This is a genomic window from Nonomuraea cavernae (assembly GCF_014646355.1).
In the GTDB taxonomy this organism is placed as follows: domain Bacteria; phylum Actinomycetota; class Actinomycetes; order Streptosporangiales; family Streptosporangiaceae; genus Nonomuraea; species Nonomuraea cavernae.
In genome coordinates this window covers 12,583-32,064 of sequence record NZ_BMNH01000009.1, presented here as the reverse complement: position 1 = coordinate 32,064, position 19,482 = coordinate 12,583, and the positions used below count along the sequence as shown (strand labels likewise).

16 protein-coding genes are annotated in these 19,482 nt (G+C 71.5%); 8 read left to right on the top strand and 8 right to left on the bottom strand.

The annotated features are described in order from the left end of the window. Positions 1-184: 184 nt before the first annotated feature. The 8 genes from IEY82_RS16910 (at position 185) to IEY82_RS16875 (ending at position 9,528) form a co-directional block, all read left to right on the top strand. Positions 185-1,618, top strand: coding sequence for a gamma-aminobutyraldehyde dehydrogenase (locus IEY82_RS16910; protein WP_189125094.1), 1,434 nt, complete (start codon positions 185-187; stop codon positions 1,616-1,618). Positions 1,619-1,636: 18 nt separating this feature from the next. After that, a complete protein-coding gene (locus IEY82_RS16905; protein WP_189125093.1) occupies positions 1,637-2,704 on the top strand; it encodes an ABC transporter ATP-binding protein in 1,068 nt (355 codons plus the stop codon). A 9-nt stretch (positions 2,705-2,713) separates the two neighbouring features. Next, positions 2,714-3,943 carry a polyamine ABC transporter substrate-binding protein gene (locus IEY82_RS16900; protein WP_189125092.1) on the top strand — a complete coding sequence of 410 codons (1,230 nt, stop codon included), beginning with the start codon at positions 2,714-2,716 and terminating at the stop codon, positions 3,941-3,943. A 3-nt stretch (positions 3,944-3,946) separates the two neighbouring features. Further along, positions 3,947-4,798, top strand: a complete 852-nt coding sequence (locus IEY82_RS16895) for an ABC transporter permease (protein ID WP_189125091.1) — start codon at positions 3,947-3,949, stop codon at positions 4,796-4,798. Beyond that, entirely contained in the window at positions 4,795-5,586 is a 792-nt protein-coding gene (locus IEY82_RS16890) for an ABC transporter permease (RefSeq protein ID WP_189125090.1), read from the top strand. Before IEY82_RS16895 ends, IEY82_RS16890 begins: the two co-directional genes overlap by 4 nt. 200 nt (positions 5,587-5,786) lie before the next feature. Then, a complete protein-coding gene (locus IEY82_RS16885) occupies positions 5,787-7,181 on the top strand; it encodes an NAD(P)/FAD-dependent oxidoreductase (RefSeq protein ID WP_189125253.1) in 1,395 nt (464 codons plus the stop codon). A 52-nt stretch (positions 7,182-7,233) separates the two neighbouring features. Further along, positions 7,234-8,106 carry an alpha/beta hydrolase gene (locus IEY82_RS16880; protein ID WP_189125089.1) on the top strand — a complete coding sequence of 291 codons (873 nt, stop codon included), beginning with the start codon at positions 7,234-7,236 and terminating at the stop codon, positions 8,104-8,106. Between the two features lie 198 nt (positions 8,107-8,304). Beyond that, positions 8,305-9,528: an MFS transporter gene (locus IEY82_RS16875; protein WP_189125088.1), complete on the top strand. Its 1,224-nt coding sequence runs from the start codon at positions 8,305-8,307 to the stop codon at positions 9,526-9,528. Here the strand turns inward: IEY82_RS16875 and IEY82_RS16870 are convergent. The 8 genes from IEY82_RS16870 to IEY82_RS16835 form a co-directional block, all read right to left on the bottom strand. Next, positions 9,491-11,002 carry an MFS transporter gene (locus IEY82_RS16870; protein ID WP_189125087.1) on the bottom strand — a complete coding sequence of 504 codons (1,512 nt, stop codon included), beginning with the start codon at positions 11,000-11,002 and terminating at the stop codon, positions 9,491-9,493. The two genes, IEY82_RS16875 and IEY82_RS16870, sit on opposite strands and share 38 nt — an antisense overlap. Before the next feature lie 34 nt (positions 11,003-11,036). Further along, on the bottom strand, positions 11,037-13,847 hold the full coding sequence (locus IEY82_RS16865) for an AfsR/SARP family transcriptional regulator (protein WP_189125086.1): 2,811 nt from the start codon (positions 13,845-13,847) through the stop codon (positions 11,037-11,039). A 7-nt stretch (positions 13,848-13,854) separates the two neighbouring features. Then, positions 13,855-14,601 (bottom strand): isocitrate lyase/PEP mutase family protein, encoded by a 747-nt coding sequence (locus tag IEY82_RS16860; protein WP_189125085.1) that lies wholly within the window; start codon positions 14,599-14,601, stop codon positions 13,855-13,857. Between the two features lie 4 nt (positions 14,602-14,605). Next, entirely contained in the window at positions 14,606-15,715 is a 1,110-nt protein-coding gene (locus IEY82_RS16855) for a cytochrome P450 family protein (RefSeq protein WP_189125084.1), read from the bottom strand. A 46-nt stretch (positions 15,716-15,761) separates the two neighbouring features. Next, positions 15,762-16,430: a DUF998 domain-containing protein gene (locus tag IEY82_RS16850; protein WP_189125083.1), complete on the bottom strand. Its 669-nt coding sequence runs from the start codon at positions 16,428-16,430 to the stop codon at positions 15,762-15,764. Beyond that, positions 16,427-17,641, bottom strand: a complete 1,215-nt coding sequence (locus tag IEY82_RS16845; protein WP_189125082.1) for a glycosyltransferase — start codon at positions 17,639-17,641, stop codon at positions 16,427-16,429. The genes IEY82_RS16850 and IEY82_RS16845 overlap by 4 nt, the downstream gene beginning before the upstream one ends. Before the next feature lie 80 nt (positions 17,642-17,721). Beyond that, entirely contained in the window at positions 17,722-18,522 is an 801-nt protein-coding gene (locus IEY82_RS16840) for a DMT family transporter (RefSeq protein WP_189125081.1), read from the bottom strand. Positions 18,523-18,558: 36 nt separating this feature from the next. After that, entirely contained in the window at positions 18,559-19,179 is a 621-nt protein-coding gene (locus IEY82_RS16835) for a DedA family protein (RefSeq protein WP_189125080.1), read from the bottom strand. Positions 19,180-19,482: the final 303 nt, after the last annotated feature.

Below are 19,482 nucleotides of genomic sequence, written 5' to 3'. Positions count from 1 at the left end.
ACAGTCTGTCAAGCGATTTCGTAGCAATTTGGTATATTCACCACGAAATCCCTTGTCTAGATGCAAACACTCTGTCAGAGTCGCCACAACTCAGCCACCTCACGAGGAGGTCATCCATGACCGAGCTTGCCGAGGTCATCGATAGATACAGCACCTCGGTCATGCGACCGATGAAGGAGGGCGCATGACCACCCGTCTGCAGAACTTCGTCAACGGTGGGTTCGTGGACGCCAAGAGCGGCCGATACTCCGACATCGTCGATCCCTGCACCGGCGAGGCCTACCTCCAGGCCCCGATCTCGGGCGCCGAGGACATCGACGCCGCCTACGCCGCCGCGGCCGCCGCGTTCGAGTCATGGGGACGGACCACCCCGGGTGAGCGAGCCGGCCTGCTGCTCAAGGTCGCCGACGCGATCGACGCGCGGGCCGACGAGATCAACGAGGCCGAGTGCCTCAACACCGGCAAGCCGCGCGCCCGGATGGCCGAGGACGAGACCCCCGTCGCCGCCGACCACTTCCGCTTCTTCGCCGGCGCCGCGCGCACGCTGGAGGGACCGACGGCCGGTGAGTTCCTCGCCGAGCACACCAGCGTCATCCGGCACGAGCCGGTCGGCGTGATCGGCCAGGTCACGCCGTGGAACTACCCGATGATGATGGCGGTCTGGAAGATCGCCCCGGCCCTGGCCGCGGGCAACACGATCGTGCTCAAGCCGTCCGACACCACCCCGGCGTCCACGCTCAAGCTGGCCGAGATCGTCGGCAGCGTGCTGCCGGCGGGCGTCTTCAACGTCGTCACCGGCGACCGCGAGACCGGCGCGCTGGTCGTGAGCCACCCGACGGCCGCGATGGTGGCGATCACCGGCTCGGTCGGCGCGGGCATGTCGGTCGCCAAGAGCGCCGCCGACGACCTCAAGCGGGTCCACCTGGAGCTCGGCGGCAAGGCGCCCGTCGTGGTCTTCGAGGACGTCAAGGACCTGGGCAAGGCCGCGGCGGACATCGCCACGGCCGGTCTCTACAACGCCGGCCAGGACTGCACCGCCGCCTGCCGCGTGCTGGTGCAGGAGAGCGTCCACGACGAGTTCGTCGCCGCGCTCACCGAGGCCGCCGCCGGCACCGTCACCGGCGACCTGTCCAACGAGGACGCCCTGTACGGCCCGCTCAACAACGAGCACCAGCTGACCAGGGTCCAGGGCTTCATCGACCGGGCCCCGGCGCACGCCAAGGTGCTCACCGGCGGTCACCGGGTCGGCGACAAGGGCTACTTCTTCGCCCCCACCGTCGTCGACGGCCTCAGGCAGGACGACGAGATGGTGCAGAACGAGGTCTTCGGCCCCGTCATCACCGTCCAGACGTTCACCGACGAGGCCGACGCGCTGGCCAAGGCCAACGACGTCAAGTACGGCCTGAGCGGCTCGGTCTGGACCGCCGACCACGGCCGGGCCATGCGGATGTCCAACCGGCTCGACTTCGGCGTCGTCTGGGTCAACACGCACATCCCGTTCGTCTCGGAGATGCCGCACGGCGGATTCAAGCACTCGGGCTACGGCAAGGACCTCTCGGTGTTCGGTCTGCATGACTACACCCGGGTCAAGCACGTCATGCACTACATCGGCGAATAGCGAAGGACAGTTCCTGGGATGACCGAACTGAATGCGATCGCGCTCGAGGGCGTCGTCAAGGAGTACCTCTCGCACGGTGAGGTCGTCCAGGCGGTGAAGGGCATCACGCTGGACATCGCCGAGGGGGAGTTCTTCTCCCTCCTCGGCCCGTCCGGGTGCGGCAAGACCACGACCATGCGGATGATCGCGGGCTTCGAGGAGCCCTCGAAGGGCGTGGTGCGGCTGCACGGCCAGGACGTCACGAACGTGCCGCCGAACAAGCGCGACGTCAACATGGTCTTCCAGTCCTATGCGCTGTTCCCGCACATGAGCGTCTGGGACAACGTGGCGTTCGGCCTCAAGCAGCGCAAGACGCCGCAGGCCGAGATCAAGCAGCGGGTCGGCGAGATGCTGGAGATCGTCGACCTGGCCGGCCGGGAGAAGCGCCGGCCCCGCGAGATGTCGGGCGGCCAGCAGCAGCGGGTCGCGCTGGCCCGCGCCCTGGTCAACCGGCCGCGGGCGCTCCTGCTCGACGAGCCGCTCGGCGCGCTCGACCTCAAGCTCCGCCAGGCGATGCAGATCGAGCTGAAGCGGATCCAGCGCGAGGTCGGCATCACCTTCGTGTACGTCACGCACGACCAGAGCGAGGCGCTGACGATGAGCGACCGGATCGCCGTCATGAACGACGGTCTGGTCGAGCAGCTCGCCGGACCCCGCGAGATCTACGAGCGCCCGGCCACGGCGTTCGTCGCGGGTTTCATCGGTACCTCCAACCTGCTGGCCGGCACCGCGTCCGGCGGCACGCTGGAGCTCGGCGGGGGCAAGGTCCTGGTGCCGGACCGGGACGGCCCGGTCACGGTGACCGTACGGCCGGAGAAGATCACCATCTCCACCGACAAGCCCGGCGGCGACGTGAGCGCCGTGCCGGGGACCGTGGCCGAGGTGGTCTACCTGGGGACCTACAACAGCTACGCCGTGAGTCTCGCCGACGGGGCCGAGGTCACGGTGTTCCAGCAGAACGCGCACGACTCGACGACCACCGCGGAGCGAGGCGACTCCGTCTGGCTGTCGTGGCAGGCGCGGCACTCATACGCGATAGGAAGTTGACAGCACCTCATGGACCCTCTGCACAACCCCGCCCTGCTCAGGGGCGTCACCCAGCCCCGTACTCGTCGTGAGGCGTTCCGGATCGCCGGCCTGTCGGCCGCGGCCCTCGCCCTGGCCGCCTGTGGCGTCCAGGGCCAGAAGGCGGCGCCGCCCAAGGCCGACGCGGTCAAGGACTTCTGGTCGAAGCAGACCAAGCACGGCAAGGTGGTTTTCGCCAACTGGCCGGAGTACATGCCCGGGGACAAGGCTCCGCTGGAGGCCTTCGCCAAGGCCACCGGGATCTCCTACGAGTACAAGGAGGTCGTCAACGAGAACGCGGAGTTCTTCGGCAAGGTCGACCCGGTGCTCCGGGCCGGGCAGTCGCTGGGCTACGACATCGTCGTGATGACCAACGGCGTCCAGCTCCAGCACATGTTCGAGCTGGGCTACGCCACGGCGCTCGACCACTCGCAGCTGCCCAACTTCGCGGCCCACGCGGGCGCCAAGTACAAGGAGCGGTCGTACGACCCGGGCAACACCTACACGCTTCCCTACATGTCCGGCATAACCGGCATCGCGTACAACACCAAGTACGTCAAGGACGACATCACCAGCATCGAGGCCCTCTTCGATCCGAAGTACAAGGGCCGGGTCGGCATGATGGCCGATGCCCAGGAGATCGCCAACTTCGGGATGTTCGCCCTCGGCATCGACCCGGAGAAGTCCACCGAGGCCGACTGGCGGAAGGCCGGGGAGAAGCTCAAGGCCCAGCGCGACAACGGAATCGTGCGGAAATATTACGATCAATCGTACATTGATGCCGTTTCCAAGGGCGACGTCTGGCTGACCATGGCCTGGTCGGGCGACGTCTTCCAGCGCCAGCTCGCCGGTGAGCCGGTCAGGTTCGTGGTGCCCCAGGAGGGCGGCACGATCTGGACCGACAACATGCTCATCCCCAAGGGCGCCGCCAACCCCCTCGACGCGCTCATCCTCATGGACTACCTCTACCAGCCGGCCGTCGCCGCCGAACTCGATGAGTACGTCCAGTTCGTCTCTCCGGTCCCGGCGGTGCAGGACCTGCTCAAGGAGAAGGCCGCGACGGCCGAGGGCAAGGACAAGAAGGATCTGGAGGCCCTGGTCGCCAGCCCCCTGGTGTTCCCGACCGAGGCCGACTACGCCAAGCTGCGCAGCTACACCACGCTCACCACGGCGCAGGAGCAGATCTTCAACCCGATCTTCCAGTCGATCACGCAGGCCTAGCCGATGCGGCGCCTGACCCCCTACCTCCTGGCACTGCCGAGCTGGATGTGGCTGTCGATCTTCCTGGTGGTGCCGCTGGCCGCGATGGCCTCGGTGTCGCTGCAGACCGGCAACGCCATCGACGGCTTCGCGATGACGTTCAGCTTCTCCAACTACGCCGACGCGCTGAGCACGTACAGCCCGCAGCTCTTCCGCTCGCTCGGGTACGGCGCGCTCGCGACGGTGGCGATGCTGCTGATCGGCTATCCGGTGGCCTACTGGATCGCCTTCAAGGGCGGCCGCCGCAAGTCGGTCTACCTGTTCCTGCTGCTGCTGCCGTTCTTCGTGTCGTTCGTGCTGCGGACCATCTCGTGGGGCTTCCTGCTGTCCGACGACGGGATCCTGCTCGGCACGCTGAAGAGCTGGGGCCTGCTGCCCGCCGGCTTCCACGTGCTGGCCACCACGTTCGCCGTGGTCGCCGGGCTGACCTACAACTGGCTGCCGTTCATGATCCTGCCGATCTACGTCTCGCTGGAGCGGGTCGATCCGCGGACCGTGGAGGCCGCCCAGGACCTGTACGCCTCACGGGCGGCGGCCTTCCGCCGGGTGGTGCTCCCGCTGTCGTTGCCGGGGGTGTTCGCCGGAGTGCTGATGACGTTCGTGCCCGCCACGGCCGACCCGGTCAACGCCCAGGTGCTCGGCGGCACGGGCAACACCATGATCGGCAACATCATCCAGACCGAGTACCTGACCAACCTCGACTACCCGACGGCCTCGGCGCTGTCGTTCACTCTCATGGCCATGCTGCTGGTGGGCATCTTCGTCTACGCCAAGGCGCTCGGCACCGAGAACGTCCTTGAGGCGGCGGCCCGATGAGGAGCAGGGGCGGCAGGCTCGGCGACCGGTTGCTGCACGTCTACACCTGGCTGGTGATCCTCTGGCTGTCGTCGCCGATCGCGGTCATGATCATGTTCGGCTTCAACGACACGCCGAGCAAGTCCAACACCAGCTGGCACGGGTTCACCCTCAAGTGGTACCAGCAGCTCTTCGAGATCTCCGACCTGACCACGGCGCTGCGCAACTCGATCTACATCGCGCTGATCAGCACCGTCATCACCGTCGTGATCGGCACCATGCTGGGGCTGGCGCTCGGCAGGCACCGCTTCCGGGGGCAGGGGGCGACCAACTTCCTGGTCTTCGCCGCCATCTCCACGCCCGAACTGGTCATGGGCGCGTCGCTGCTGTCGCTGTTCGTCTCGGCCAACCTGCCGCGTGACGCCATCACCATCACGATCGCGCACGTGCTGTTCTCGCTCTCCTTCGTCACGGTCACCGTGCGGGCGCGGGTCGTCACGCTCGACCCGTCGATGGAGGAGGCGGCCCGGGACCTCGGGGCGACCACGTGGGGGACGTTCAGGCAGGTCACGCTGCCGGCCATCCTGCCCGGCGTGCTCGCCGGCGCGATGCTGGCGTTTGCGCTGTCGATCGACGACTACGTGGTCACCAGCTTCGTCAACGGCTCGACCCTCACCTTCCCGCTGTGGATCGTCGGGTCGGTGAAGACGGGCATCCCGCCACAGGTCAACGTCATGGGCACGCTGATCTTCGGCTTGGGCGTGCTCATCGCGATCGGCAACGCGGTCGCGGCGCGCCGCCGCACCTGAGACCATGCGTCGTGATCCCCTCGCGATGGCGGGGGGATCGGCGTTCTCCGGCACGGAAACAGCTTTCCGGCACGGACGGATTCTCCGGCAAAGAACAGGGAGGCGAGATCGGAGCTCGGCGGGGGGAACCCGCGCGTGATCACCATTCTGAGAAGATCCCGCAATTTTAAGATCATATATTTCGTAGGGAAGTGGGATTTGTGGATCCGCTGAAGGCTCTTGCTGACGCGGAGCGCAAGCCGTACTGGCTGGACAGTCCGGCCAGGCCCGAGCCGCGACCGCGGCTCGACGGCGACACCGACGCCGACCTGGTCGTCGTCGGCGGAGGCTTCTCGGGGCTGTGGACCGCCCTGATGGCCAAGGAACGTGACCCCTCGCAGGACGTCGTCCTGCTCGAAGGACGCCGCATCGGCTGGGCGGCCTCCGGCCGCAACGGCGGGTTCTGCATGGCGACCCTCACGCACGGCCTGCCGAACGGGCTGGAGCGCTGGCCGGACGAGATCGACCGGCTCGAACGCATGGGTGTCGAGAACCTCGACGAGATCGAGCGGACCCTCCAGCGCTACGGCGTCGACTGCTCGTTCGAGCGCACCGGCGAGCTCAACGTCGCCACCGAGCCCTGGCAGCTGGAGGCGCAGCGCGAGCACCTCGACGTCGCCTCCGAGCTGGGTCTTGGCCACGTGCCGCTGGACCGCGACCAGATCCGGGCCGAGATCGACTCGCCGACCTACCTCGGCGGGTTCTGGGATCGCGACGGCTGCGCCATGGTCGACCCGGCCCGCCTGGCGTGGGGGCTGCGCGAGGTGTGCCTGCGGCTCGGCGTCCGGGTCTACGAGCGCAGCCCGGTCCGCTCGATGACCGACGACGGCACGACGATCAGCCTGCGCACCCCGCACGGCGTGACCACCGGCCGCCGGGTCGCCCTGGCCACCGGCGTGTTCCCGCCGCTGCTGCGCCGGCTCAAGCACTTCGTGGTGCCGGTGTACGACTACGCCCTGATGACGGAGCCGCTGTCGCAGGGGCAGCTCGACGAGGTGGGCTGGCGCAACCGGCAGGGCGTCGGCGACGCGGCCAACCAGTTCCACTACTACCGGCTGACCGACGACAACCGCGTGCTGTGGGGCGGCTACGACGCCGTCTACTACAACGGCGGCCTGGTCAAGCCCGAGTACGACCAGCGCGACGAGACCTTCGTCAAGCTGGCCGAGCACTTCGCCACCACGTTCCCGCAGCTGGCGGAGGTGCGTTTCACGCACCGCTGGGGCGGTGTGATCGACACCTGCAGCCGGTTCAGCGCCTTCTACGGCCAGGCGCACGGTGGGCGCCTCGCCTACGCGGTCGGCTACACCGGCATGGGGGTGGGCGCCACCCGGTTCGGCGCCAACGTGATGCTCGACCTGCTCGCGGGTGAGCGCACGGAGCGCACCGAGCTGCGCATGGTGAAGGAGAAGCCGGTCCCGTTCCCGCCGGAGCCGGTGCGGTCCGGGGTGATCCAGTTCACCCGCTGGTCGATCGCGCAGGCCGATCGGCACCAGGGCCGGCGCAACCTCTGGCTGCGCACGCTCGACCGGATGGGGCTGGGGTTCGACTCCTGACGGGCACGGCGGCCGGGGCACGCCCGGCCGCCGCGCCCCTCAGACTGATGGCATGAGAATCGACTTCGAGGCCGGCGGGGTCACGCTGGCCGGCGACCTGCGCCTGCCCCAGGGCGCGGGGCCGCACCCGGCGCTGGTCTTCACCGGGCCGTTCACGGGAGTGCGTGACCAGGTCTGCGGGCTGTACGCCGAGCGGCTGACCAGGGAGGGTTACGTCACGCTGGCCTTCGACCATCGCAACTGGGGCGAGTCGGGCGGCGAGCCGCGGCGGCACGAGGATCCGCAGGGCAAGCTGCACGACCTGCGGGCCGCGGTGTCGTTCCTGCGGTCGCGGCCGGAGGCCGACGGGGAGCGGATCGGGGTCGTCGGGATCTGCCTGGGCGGCGGATACGCCCTGAAGTTCGCGGCTTTCGAGCCTCGGGTGAAGGTGTTCGCCGGCATCGCCGGCGCCTACAACAACCCCTACACGATGCGGTCCGGCATGGACTACCAGGCCGCGCTGGCCGATCTTGGCGAGGTGCTGGAGCGCCAGGACCGGGGCGGCCCGGTCGAGTACCTCCCCGCCGTGGCCGCGGAGGGGGAGGCCGCCATGCCGGGCGACGAGCCGTACTCCTACTACGGCACCGAGCGCGGCGCCTCCCCGCACTGGGCGAACGAGGTCACCCGCGCCAGCCTGCGCGAGCTGATCACCGTGGACAACATGATGGGCGCCGACTTCCTGTCACCCAGACCGGCGCTGATCGTGCACGGCGTGATCGACCGGTTCTGCTCCCCGGAGGGCGCCGAGGAGGCGTACCGGCGGCTGGACGAGCCGAAGCGGATCGTCTGGATCGACGCCAAGCGGCACATCGACCTCTACGACGCGGAGCCGTACGTCACCCAGGCGGTCGAGGCGACCGCCGGCTTCCTGCGCGAGCACCTCTGACCGCGCCGGGGGGTGCGACGGCCGGCCTTGATCTGGCTGGTCGTTTTCTGCAATAAGATCGGTGTTTGTCGCGTTTGATGGCTTGAACGCATTGATAGACCGCTCGGCGGCCGACCTGTGTCGGTATCACCCCGGTCGAAGCCCACCTGACGGGTGCGCTCCTCCGGGAAGGCTCCGTCTTGACCTGGACGGAGACCCTTGAAGTCCTACCTGAACGTGCTGGCCACCCCCGGCGCGTGGCGCTTCCTGCTGCCCGCGCTCGTGGCGCGACTGCCGTTCGCGATGCTGCAGCTCGGCATCCTGCTGCTGGTGGAGTGGGCCACCGGCTCCTACGGCGCGGCCGGCGTGGCCTCCGCGGCGGCCGCGGTGTCGCAGGCGATCGTCGGCCCGCGCACCGGACGCCTGGCCGACCGGCACGGCCAGGCCAGACTGCTGGTGCCGCAACTCGTGCTGCACGGCCTCGCCCTCGGCGCCCTGCTGGCGCTCGCCACGGCCCAGGCGCCCACCCCGCTGCTCGTGGTCACCGCCGCCCTGGCCGGAGCCTCGGTACCGCAGGTGGGGGCGATGGTCAGAGCCCGCTGGGCGCACCGGCTGGGCGGCACGGCCCGGCTGAACACCGCCTTCGCGGTCGAGTCCATCACCGATGAGCTGATGTTCACCCTGGCCCCGGTGCTGCTGGTGCTGCTGTCCACCGGATACTCGCCGGTCGTCGCCCTGCTCGTGGCCCTGGTGCTGGTCGTCGTGGGCACCGCCGTCTTCGCGGGCGTCCGGACCGGCAGGCCCGAGCCGATGCCGGTCCGCGCCGGCTCGGCGGGGGGAGTGCTGCGGCTGCCCGGCGTGACGCCGCTGGCGACCGCCTTCCTGGCGATGGGCTCGGTCTTCGGCAGCCTCCAGGTGGGCGTCACCTCGCTGACCGCCGGGCTCGGCGCGCCCGCCTCGGCGGGCGCGATCTACGGCACCTTCTCGGGCGCCAGCGTGCTCGGCGGCCTGCTGTACGGCGCCATCCGCTGGCGCGTCTCCGCCACGGCCAGGCTCGCGGCGGGCCTCGCCCTGCTCGCGGCGGCCACCAGCACCCTCACCGTCGCCGGGACCATCCCCCTCCTGTACGGCACGGCCGCGCTGGCCGGCCTGATCATCGCGCCCGTGGTGATCACCGGCTACACCATCATCGACGGCCTCGTCCCCGACGAGGTCCGCACCGAGTCGTTCACCTGGCTGGGCGGCGCCATCGGCCTGGGCATCGCCACCGGCGCCTCGGTCGCCGGGCAACTGGTCGACCGGTTCGGGCCGTCCCTGGCCTTCGTGGTGCCGCCCCTGCTCACCGGCCTGGCGGCGCTGCTGGTGCTGGCCCGGCGGCGCAGCCTGCGGGCCGCGCCGCGCGCCGTCACGAACGCGCCCGAGCCGGCACCTCTTCCGGGATGACCTTGGGCACGCCGCGCAGCCCGACGAACGCGAGCACCGCCACCACGACCAGCATCGCCGCCGCGCTGAGCCCGGTGACGTGCACTCCCTCGACGAACGCCACCCGTGCCGCGTGGATGAGCCGCGCGCCCTGCTCGGGAGGCAGACTCGCGGCCACGTGCATCGCCCCGGCGATGGACTCCCGCGCCGCCTCGCCGGGGACATCGGCCGGCAGCCGCAGACCGGCGCTGTAGGTGCTGTTCAGCACCGTGCCCAGGATCGCGATGCCGAGCGAGCCGCCCAGCTCGAACGAGGTCTCCGACACCGCGGCGGCCGCGCCCGCGCGCTCCTTCGGCACCGTGGCGAGGACGTTGTCGTTGTTGACGGTGAAGGCGAAGCCGATCCCCATACCGCCGATGATCATGGGGATGAGCAGGACGAGATAGTCGACCTCCAGCCCGAGGGTGCTGTACCAGAGGAACGAGCCGGCGTTCATGGTCAGGCCGAGCGCCACGACGCCGTTCCGGCCGAGAAAGTGGATCAGCTTGGCCGCCACGAACCCGCCGACCGCCCCGCTGAGGCCGCCCGGCAGGCCCGCGAGCCCGGCCTGCAGCGGCGACCAGCCGAGCACCAGCTGGAAGTACCACGCGAAGATCAGCGACATGGCCATCATCGTGAAGATCGCCAGCAGGTTGGTGCCGATCGACGCGCTGAACGCCCTGCGCCGGAAGAGCCGCACGTCGATGAGCGGATCGGCGAGCCGGGTCTGCCGCCACAGGAAGTACGCCAGGCAGGCCACGCCCAGCACGCCCGCCACCTGCACGTCGCCCCGCCCCAGCCCGTCGTGCGCGGCCTCCTTGATCGCGTAGATGACCGCCACGACGCCGGTGAAGGAGAGCGCCACGCTCGGCAGGTCGATGCGGCCCGCGTCGGGGTTGCGCGACTCCGGCAGCACCAGGATGCCGCCGACCAGGACCAGAGCCATGATCGGCAGGTTGATCAGGAAGACCGAACCCCACCAGAAGCGGTCGAGCAACAGGCCGCCGACGACCGGGCCCATGGCGAACCCGGCGGCGTTCATCCCGCTCCAGATGCCGATCGCGGCCGTCCGTTCGCCGGGATCGGTGAAGACGTTGCGCAGGATCGACAGGGTCGACGGCATGATCATCGCGCCGGCGACGCCCAGCAGCACCCGGGCGGCGATGAGCAGCTCGGGGCTCGGGGCGTACGCGGTCACCACCGAGGCGGCGCTGAACGCGGCCGCGCCGATGAGCAGCAGGCGCTTGCGGCCGATCCGGTCGCCGAGGTTGCCCATCGTGATGAGCAGGCCCGCGACCGCGAAGCCGTACACGTCGCCGATCCAGAGCAGCTGCGTGGCGCTGGCGCCGAGGTCGCCCACCAGCATCGGCAGCGCGAGGTGCAGGACGGTCAGATCGAGGGAGAGCAGCAGCGTGGCCAGGCAGACGATGACCAGGCTGGCCCATTTGTTCTTCATGCCGCCACCATCGGCGAGGCCGCTGACCGATCGCCTACCGTTCGCTGACGAGCCGGGCGAGCGCCTCCCGCCCGTCGCGGATGCGCTCGCGGATGGTGTGCATGCTGTACCAGCCGTCGGGACAGGCGTCCTCGGCCTGCGCCAGGCAGGCACGCGCCTGGTCGACCTCACCGTGGAGCATCGCCACCTCTCCTAACCCCAGCTGCGCCCACGCCATCGTGTCGCCCGAGCCTGCCCGTCGCGACAGCTCCGCGGCCCGCAGGTAGCCGGCCCGCGCGGCCGCCAGGTCACCCATGCGGCTCACCGCGTCGGCGCCACGGCACAGGCTCTCCGCCATGTCCGGCAGCGAGCCGAGCTCCCGCGACACCTGCAGCGTCTGCTCGGCCAGAGCGTGCGCGGTGGCGTGATCGCCCTGCTCGAAGGCCAGGTCACCGAGCCCCGCCAGCACCAGCGTGATGCCCCACCGCTCGCCGAGCTCCCTGAAGATGGCCAGCGCCCGCTCGAACTCGGCTCTGGCCTCCTCGGGCTCGCCGGCATCCTGCAGCATGAAGGCCACTCCGCACGTGGTCAGCGCCCGCTGCCACGGTGGCAGGGACCCGCTCGAGCTCTTGAGCAGCGCCAGCACGACATCGACGTCACCGGGCGGCCCGGTGAACATCGACCGCATCATCGTCAGAAACTCCAACTTCGCGGGCATGTAGTCCGAGACAAAGGAATGCCGCAGGCCGTCCAGCGGGCCGCGCAGCGCGTCGTCCGGCTCGCCGCTCCAGGCGGCGACCAGCACGGACAGCGTGTACTCCTCCTCCAGACCGTCGGGGGCGCCGAGCGGCATCGTGGCCAGCAGCTCGTGGGCCAGACGGGCACTGGCCTGCCGGTGTCCCCGCATCCACCAGTAGCAGGCGGCGTTGGCCAGCAGCCGCAGGCCGAGCTCGCCGCGGCCCGACTGCGCCGCCCACCGCACGGCCGCGATCATGTCGTCGCTCTCGTCGTCGAGCAGGGCCAGCCACTCCAGCTGCTCGCTCCGGCGCAGGTGAGGATCGGCCTCGGCCACCAGCTCCGCGTAGTGGACGGCGTGAGCCTCGCGCATCGCCTCGGTCTCGCCCGCCTCGGCCAGCCGTTCGGCGCAGTAGGCGCGGATCGTCTCCAGCATCCGGTAGCGGCCGTCGACCACCTCGACCAGCGACTTCTCCGCCAGCGCGAACAGGGTCTCCTCCGGCAGCCCGCAGACCCGCTCCGCCGCGGCGGGCGTCGCGCCGTTGACGAACACGGTCAGCCGGGCGGCCAGCAGCTGCTCGCTCTCGTCGAGCAGGTCCCAGCTCCACGCCACGACCGCCCGCAGCGTCTGGTGACGGGGGAGCGCGGTGCGGCTGCCACGGGCCAGCAGCCGGAACCTGTCGTCCAGCCGGTCGGCCACGTCGGCCACGGACAGCGTGCGCAGCCGGGCCGCGGCCAGCTCGATGGCCAGCGGCAGCCCGTCGAGCGCCCGGCAGACGCTCACCACCCGCGCCAAGTCGTCCTCGCCGACCACGAACCCCGGACGCACCGCGGCGGCCCGATCGGCGAACAACCGCACGGCCGGGTAGTCGAGCGGGTTCGGGGCGCCGGACGGCGGCAACCGCAGCGGCGCCACCGGCAGGATCGACTCGCCGGTGATGCCGAGCGCCTCGCGGCTGGTGGCCAGCACCCGCAGCCCCGGGCAGGCGGCCAGCAACCGGTCGGCCAGCTCGGCGACGGCGGCGACGAGGTGCTCGCAGTTGTCCAGGACCAGCAGCAGCTCCCGGCCGGCGAGCGCGGCCGTCAGGCGCGCGACCGGATCGACCATCGGCCGCTCCGGTCCCGAGAGCAGCGCGTCGTGCAGGTCGAGCGCGGCCAGCGCCGCCTTCGGCACGTCCGCCCCGTCGGTCACCGGCGCCAGCTCCACCACGCACACGTCGCCGCCGGCCCGCTCGGCCGTCTCCATGGCCAGCCGCGTCTTGCCGGCGCCGCCCGTGCCGATCAGCGTGACCAGCCTGTTCGCGCGCAGGCGGGTGCCGACCTGGCTCAGCTCCTCGGAGCGACCCACGAAGCTGGTGAGCTGCGCGCGCACGCCCTGTCTGGACACGCCGGCCGCGGGGCCCAGCGCCGGTTCGGCCCTGAGCACCGCCAGCTGGGCGGCCGACAGCTCGGCGCCCGGCTCGACGCCCAGCTCCTCGCCCAGCAGACGCCTGGCCTCCTGGTAGACGGCCAGCGCCTCGGCCTGGCGGCCGCTGCCGTAGAGGGCGCGCATCAACTGAGCGTGCAGCCGCTCGCGCAGCGGGTGGGCGGCGGTCAGCTGCCGCAGCTCGGCAGCCAGCTCGCGATGGCGCCCCAGCTCCAGCTCGGCCTGGACGCGGTCCTCGACGGCCGCCAGCCGCAGCTCCGCCAGCCCCGCCGCGGCCGCCTCGGCACGCGGGACGTCGGCCAGCGGACGGCCGCGCCACAGCTCCAGCGCTTCGCGCAGCAGCCTGGCCGCCTGCCGGGCGTCGCCCGCGGCCAGCGCTCGCCGGCCCTCGCCGGCCAGCCGTTCGAACCGCCGCGCGTCGACGTCCTCCGGGTCGGCCGCCAGCCGGTAGCCCGCCGGGTGGAACTCGATCCGGTCCCGGCCCAGTGCCCGGCGCAGCCGCGACACCTGCGACTGCAGCGCGTTGGCCACGCCCTCGGGCGGCCGCTCGCCGTACAGGTGGTCGACGAGGTGCTCGGCGCCGACGACGCGCCCCGCGTCGAGCGCCAGCAGGGTGAGCAGTCCGCGCACCCGAGGGCCGCCGAGCGAGACCGGCGCTCCGTCGTCGCCCACGACCTTGGCCGGGCCAAGGATTTCGAAGCGCATGCCCCGATTATCGTGGCTGAGGCAGGATCGCGGCGATCTCGCCATAGGTCGGTATCGGTGGCGCATCCCCACCCCGTACGGCGAGCACGGCGGTCAGCGCGCCCCGCAGCGAGGCCCGGTACAACAGCGACCCGGTGCTCACCCTGGCCACCCCGGCCCCGGCCAGCTCCGCCAGCGTCGGCCCATCCGGCTGGTACAGCACGTTGACCGGCAGCGACGTGCTCTCCACCACCCCGGCGATCTCCTTCAGCTCGGTCAGACCGGGCACGAAGACGCCGTCGGCGTGCCCGTACGCGCTCACCCGCTCCCGCGTGTCGCCGGTCCCCAGCCAGCACGTGTCCGTGCGGGCGTTGACGAACACGCCGTGGCCCAGCGCGGCCTCGATGATCTCGCGCTGCGTCTCGATCGGGCGCAACGTCCCGTCGGGACGGCCGTCCTCCAGGTTGACGCCCGCCACACCCAGCGCGGCCAGCGCCGCGACCAGATCGGACACCTCGGCCGGGTCGTCGCTGAAGCCGCCCTCGACGTCCACGGTGATCGGCACGCCGAGGCCCGTGAGTTTTCCGGCCAGCTCGATCGTCTCGGCCTTCGTGGCGCCCGCCGCGTCGGGCTTGCCGTGCGCGGCGGCCACGCCGAGACTCGTGGTCCCGATCGCCGCGAACCCGTGGGCCGCCAGCATCGCCGCCGAGCCGTAGTCCCAGGCGTTGGGCAGCAGCAACGGGTCGCCTGGCCGATGCAGATCACGAAATCTCACACCATCACCGATCCCTCGAACCCGACCGCACCGATCCCGGCCGCATTGATTCCGATCCACCGATCCCGGTCGCATCGATCCCGGCCGCATCGATCCTGGTCGCATCGATCCCCGCCGCATCCAACCCGGCTGTATCAGCCCCGGCCCCCAGTCGGGCGTCGAGCACCCCGGCCGCCAGTGCGAAGGCGTGCGCCGAGCCAGGGCAGGGCCGCACCCCGGCGCCGAACGTCAGATGCGGCGTCGGCCCCCGCGAGCCGTCGAACCGCCCGGGATCGGCGAACACCCCGGGATCCCGGTTCGCGGCCACCAGGTCGATCACCACCTCGTCCCCGGTCACCCGGTCGATCCTGCGCGTGACCTGGAGCGGAGGATCGTGCCGCAACGTCTCGTGCAGCAGCCCATCGACGCCCCGGTCCGTCGGCCCGGAAGCGGACTCCTGGTGCCGGTGATCTCCACCAGGGTGACCGGTCGCGCGGTTTCCGGCGGAGGCGTGGGCCAGGGCGTTGCGGATCAGGCCCTCCGTGGCGGCGTGCGCCTGGAGCAGGAGCGTCAGCACGGCAACCGCGTCCCCAAAGTCCCCGTTCCCAACGTCCCCGTTCCCAACGTCGCCGTCCCCACCGCCGTGGTCCTGACCTGCGTCCTCGGCGCTGAGGCGGCCTGCGCCGAGGACGCAGGTGACGGGGTGGTCGGTGGTGTGGTGGCCGGCGCTGAGGCGGTCGCCGGTCAGGAGGGAGAGCAGCGAGGTGACCGCGGCGTCCGCGTCAGGGCTCTCCTCGCCGGACAGGTAGCCGGCCGCCACCGCCTCGACCAGCGGCACGGGGACGGAAGCCCCGAGCGCCGCGCCGAGCACGGCCGTGGGAACCCCCTCCCAGGATCCGCCGCGCGCCACGGTCGCGTCACGGGCGGCCCGTCGCAGCGCGGCCGGGTCGATCGCGGCCAGCCGTTCGGCCAGCGTCCGCCGCCGTTCCGCGTGCACCTGCCCGCTGCTGAACCTGGAGACCCGCTCCCGCAGCCAGCCCAGCGTGTACGGCGCCGCCCCCCGCCGCACGGGCGGCGGCACGTAACGGGGGTCGGAGAGGACCGCGACGGCCTCGTCGTGACGTGTGATGACCATGTGGCCCACGCTAGGACGGAATCCCTTCGTCCCCCGTCGAAGCATGTCAGGCGGCGAGAGAACGTTCAGACCGCTCGGTCCGGCGCTCGGGCGCGGCGGCGACGGGGGCGGCCGGGCGGGCCCGCGCGGAGGTCAGCGCCATGACCACGATCAGCCCGATCTCCGCCAGCACGAGTCCGCGTTCGAGCAGCCCGTAGTAGGCGCCGCCGTTGATCAGGGACGAGACGAACGAGGCCGGATGCGCGGCCAGATAGGCGGCCAGCGTCAGCGCGGACGTCAGGCTGACGGCCCTGACCAGGTTCCAGCGCGGCATGACCTCGCGCGCCCTGGCCAGGGTCCACCCGGCGACGGGCAGCGCGGTGAAGACGACGGCGGCCGACCACCGGTGGATCTCGCCGCCCAGCGAGTTGACCTCCGAGAAGGCGGGGTCGGTGGGGAAGAGCGCGCTCAGCATCAGACCCGCGGCGGTGGCCAGCAGCAGCACCCGCGTGGCGGCGGTGCGGGCGGGCTCACGGGCCGCCAAGCCGTAGGCGAGGAACAGGCAGGCGGCCGCGAGGGCCAGCATGCCGATCAGCACGGGGACCATGCCACCGGGAAGGAGGGCGTAATCGCTGATCAGCGTCTGCCCGGGCAGCGTCACCTCCGTGTAGGTGAGGCAGGCCACGGCGGCCAGGGCGCTGAGTACGGTGGCCCAGCCGGTGCTTCTGGGGGTCATCGCGTCACCTCATCGTAGATCCGCTCGAACCGGGCGAGAGAGGTCTGGTGGTCGTGCGTCAGGGCGAGCTCGCGGCTGGCCCGGCCGAGACGGGCGCGCAGCTCGTCGTCGGTCAGGATGGCGGTGAGGTGGCCGGCCAGCCCCATCACGTCGCCGGGCTCGAACAGATAGCCGTTGCCGTCCACCAGGTGCGGCAGCGCCATCGCGTCGGCCGCGACCACCGGCAGGCCGCTGGCCATCGCCTCCAGGGTGGCGATGCTCTGCAGCTCGGCCACGCCCGGCATGGCGAAGACGTCGGCGGCGGCGAACGCCTGGGGCATGTTCTCGTCGGCCACGAAACCGAGGAAGGACACCCGCTCGCCGATCCCGATCCGCGTGGCCAGTCGTTCCAGTTCGGCCCGCTGACTGCCCTGCCCGACGATCGCGACCTGGGCGTCGGTGTCGTTGAGCACGTACGGCAGCGCCCGCAGCAGCTCCGTGAGGCGCTTCTCCTCGTCGAGGCGGCCGACGAACAGCACGGTGGGACGGTCGGGCAGCCCGAACAGCTTGCGCGCCCACGCCTTGGGCTCGGCGTGCGGGCGGAACCTGGCCAGGTCGATGCCGCACGAGACCGGCTCCACCTCGCGGGTGAAGCCCTGGTGGCGGAGCAGTTCGGCGGCCAGCGGCGTGGGCGTGGTGACACGGTCCGCGCGGCTGAAGATCCGGTTGAAGTCGCGCCAGGCCAGCCGGCCGGCCCGTGCCCTCAGCCGGTCGGGGATGTGGCCGAACTGGAAGAGGTTGTCCGGCATGAAGTGGTTGGTCGCCACCACCGGCACCCCGCGCCGCCGGGCGGCGGCGATGGCGGCCCGGCCGACCACGAAGTGGCCCTGGGCGTGCAGCACGTCGGGGGCGATGGCCGAGACCAGGCGGTCCAGCCGGGCCGGGACCGCGACCCGCATGGTGGGGTGGACGAGCAGCGGCGCCGAGCGCAGCCGGTGCACGATCACGCCTTCGACCACCTCGGCGGCAGCGGGTCCCTCGTCCGACTGGCAGATGACGTGCACCTCGTTGCCCCGGCCGGCCAGGCCCGTGGCCAGGCGGTGGGTGAAGTAGGCGGCGCCGTTCACGTCGGGCGGGTAGGTGTCGGTGGAGATCAGCACCCGGCGCGGACGCGAGGGGACGGGCGCGAGGTCCGGGACGTCGGCGACGGTGCTGTGCAGCGGCATGGCCATGGGGAGGACTCCAAGTTCGGGGGCGTCGGCCGAAGGGCCGGGACGCGGTCAGGAAGGGGATCGGGGGCGGGCGGGGCAGGTCAGTGGCGAGCCTCCAGCGGGGTGGTCCTGGCCAGCGCGACGGTCCCCGCCGCGGCCAGCGCCGCGGCGGCGATCGGGACGACCCCCGTCGGCAGCGGCTCGCCGAGCAGCAGCGCGCCGAACGCGACCGCGGTGAGCGGGTCGGCGATCTGCAGCGAGGCGAACGAGACGCCGAAGTGGCCGACGGCGTAGGCCCGCTGCAGCATCGCCAGCGCCAGCAGCGCGGGCACCGGCAGGGCCAGCAGGTACCACCAGTTCCAGGTGCCGTCCACCAGCACCCGCACGAGCGTGGCGGTGGCGCCGTACAGCACGCCCGAGCCGGTGGCGAGCAGCGCGGCCCGGCCGGTAGCCGAGGCGACCTTCGAGCCCGCCCACAGCAGCACCGCCGCGGCGCCGGAGACGGCCAGCAGCGTGACCACCCCCGCCGGAGCGAGGTGGGTCGGCCCGTCCGACTCCGGCACCAGCAGCACCAGGCCGATCAGCCCGGCCGCCACCACGCCGGCCGCGGCCAGCTCACCGCGCGAGGGCCTGCGGTCGTGCAGCGCGGCAGCGATGGGCAGCGCGAAGAGGAGGCTGGCCACGCCCATGGGCTGCACGACGGTCAGCGGGCCCAGCCCGAGAGCGACGATGTGCAGGCCGCCGCCGGCCAGGATGGACGCCCCCCCGACCAGCCAGCGCGGCCTGCGCAGCAGCGCACGCAGCCCCGCCGTGGTGCCGGCCGCCTCGTGCTGCTGCAGGGCGGCCCCGAGCGCGAAGAACAGCGATCCGACCAGTGCGATCAGCGCGGCCAGCGCGGTCATTCCGACTCCTCTCAGCTGGATGGTGCCCGGGCGGGGTCAAATGGACGTGTCCGCTGGGAGGCGCTCAGGAGAAGCCTGCGTGGCGCCGCGTCGCCGCCGGATCCAGCGCACGGCCTCGACGACCCCCGTGACGGACAGCGCGACACCGAGGCCGAGCAGCAGCCCCTTGAGGGGGTCGTTCTCGAAGGCCATCCCGCCGAAGAACCCGATCAGGCCGGAGTACACCGCCCACGAGGAGGCGGCGATCGCGTCGAAGAAGGTGAACGAGCGCAGCGGATACCGCACGGCGCCCATGGTCATGGTGGTGGCGGTGCGCCCGCCCGGGATGTAGCGGGCCACCACGAGGATCTGCCCGCCCCGTACGGCCAGCGTGTTCCGCGCCCAGACGAACGGCCCGCGCTCGCGCAGCCTGCCCGCCGACCTGTCGCCGATCAGATAGGAGACGTGGTCACCCGCGAACGCGCCGAGGGCGGACACGAGCATCACCAGCGCCAGGTTCGTCTCCCCGGAGGCGGCGAACACCCCGGCGGTGATCACGGCCGTCTCGGCGGGCACGATCGGAAAGAACCCGTCGAGCAGGGCCAGCGCGAACAACGCCACGTACAGCCAGGGCGACGACATCGCCTGCTGGACCAGGTCCAGGACGGCGTGCGACATAAGAGGGAACTCCGATCGTTGGGGGCGCACTGCACAGCCTGTAGGCGCGCGATGCCGTACGACATCGGGGACACCCCCGGTCGAACGCGGAGCCATCCCCGAGAGGGATCAGGGCTCGCACCCTGTGACCCCGGGGAATCCCGCTGATCGCACCCCCAGAACCTCGTCAGGGTCCGCACCTCGACCGCCGGTGACATGTTCGATCAAACCGGACGGACAGGCCGAGCACAGGAGTGCACGTATCCGCATTCGCGGTGGGGCTGGCCCTACCGTGGCGGGGGATTGTGCCCTACCTCCACCGCG

What these genes read in the sequence shown, in the direction of transcription:
- IEY82_RS16845 (WP_189125082.1), bottom strand. Translation starts at nt 17,641, where the DNA reads ATGGCCATGCCGCTGCACAGCACCGTCGCCGACGTCCCGGACCTCGCG.
- IEY82_RS16880 (WP_189125089.1), top strand. Translation starts at nt 7,234, where the DNA reads ATGAGAATCGACTTCGAGGCCGGCGGGGTCACGCTGGCCGGCGACCTG.
- IEY82_RS16850 (WP_189125083.1), bottom strand. Translation starts at nt 16,430, where the DNA reads ATGACCCCCAGAAGCACCGGCTGGGCCACCGTACTCAGCGCCCTGGCC.
- IEY82_RS16870 (WP_189125087.1), bottom strand. Translation starts at nt 11,002, where the DNA reads ATGAAGAACAAATGGGCCAGCCTGGTCATCGTCTGCCTGGCCACGCTG.
- IEY82_RS16840 (WP_189125081.1), bottom strand. Translation starts at nt 18,522, where the DNA reads ATGACCGCGCTGGCCGCGCTGATCGCACTGGTCGGATCGCTGTTCTTC.
- IEY82_RS16865 (WP_189125086.1), bottom strand. Translation starts at nt 13,847, where the DNA reads ATGCGCTTCGAAATCCTTGGCCCGGCCAAGGTCGTGGGCGACGACGGA.
- IEY82_RS16895 (WP_189125091.1), top strand. Translation starts at nt 3,947, where the DNA reads ATGCGGCGCCTGACCCCCTACCTCCTGGCACTGCCGAGCTGGATGTGG.
- IEY82_RS16905 (WP_189125093.1), top strand. Translation starts at nt 1,637, where the DNA reads ATGACCGAACTGAATGCGATCGCGCTCGAGGGCGTCGTCAAGGAGTAC.
- IEY82_RS16835 (WP_189125080.1), bottom strand. Translation starts at nt 19,179, where the DNA reads ATGTCGCACGCCGTCCTGGACCTGGTCCAGCAGGCGATGTCGTCGCCC.
- IEY82_RS16855 (WP_189125084.1), bottom strand. Translation starts at nt 15,715, where the DNA reads ATGGTCATCACACGTCACGACGAGGCCGTCGCGGTCCTCTCCGACCCC.
- IEY82_RS16910 (WP_189125094.1), top strand. Translation starts at nt 185, where the DNA reads ATGACCACCCGTCTGCAGAACTTCGTCAACGGTGGGTTCGTGGACGCC.
- IEY82_RS16890 (WP_189125090.1), top strand. Translation starts at nt 4,795, where the DNA reads ATGAGGAGCAGGGGCGGCAGGCTCGGCGACCGGTTGCTGCACGTCTAC.
- IEY82_RS16900 (WP_189125092.1), top strand. Translation starts at nt 2,714, where the DNA reads ATGGACCCTCTGCACAACCCCGCCCTGCTCAGGGGCGTCACCCAGCCC.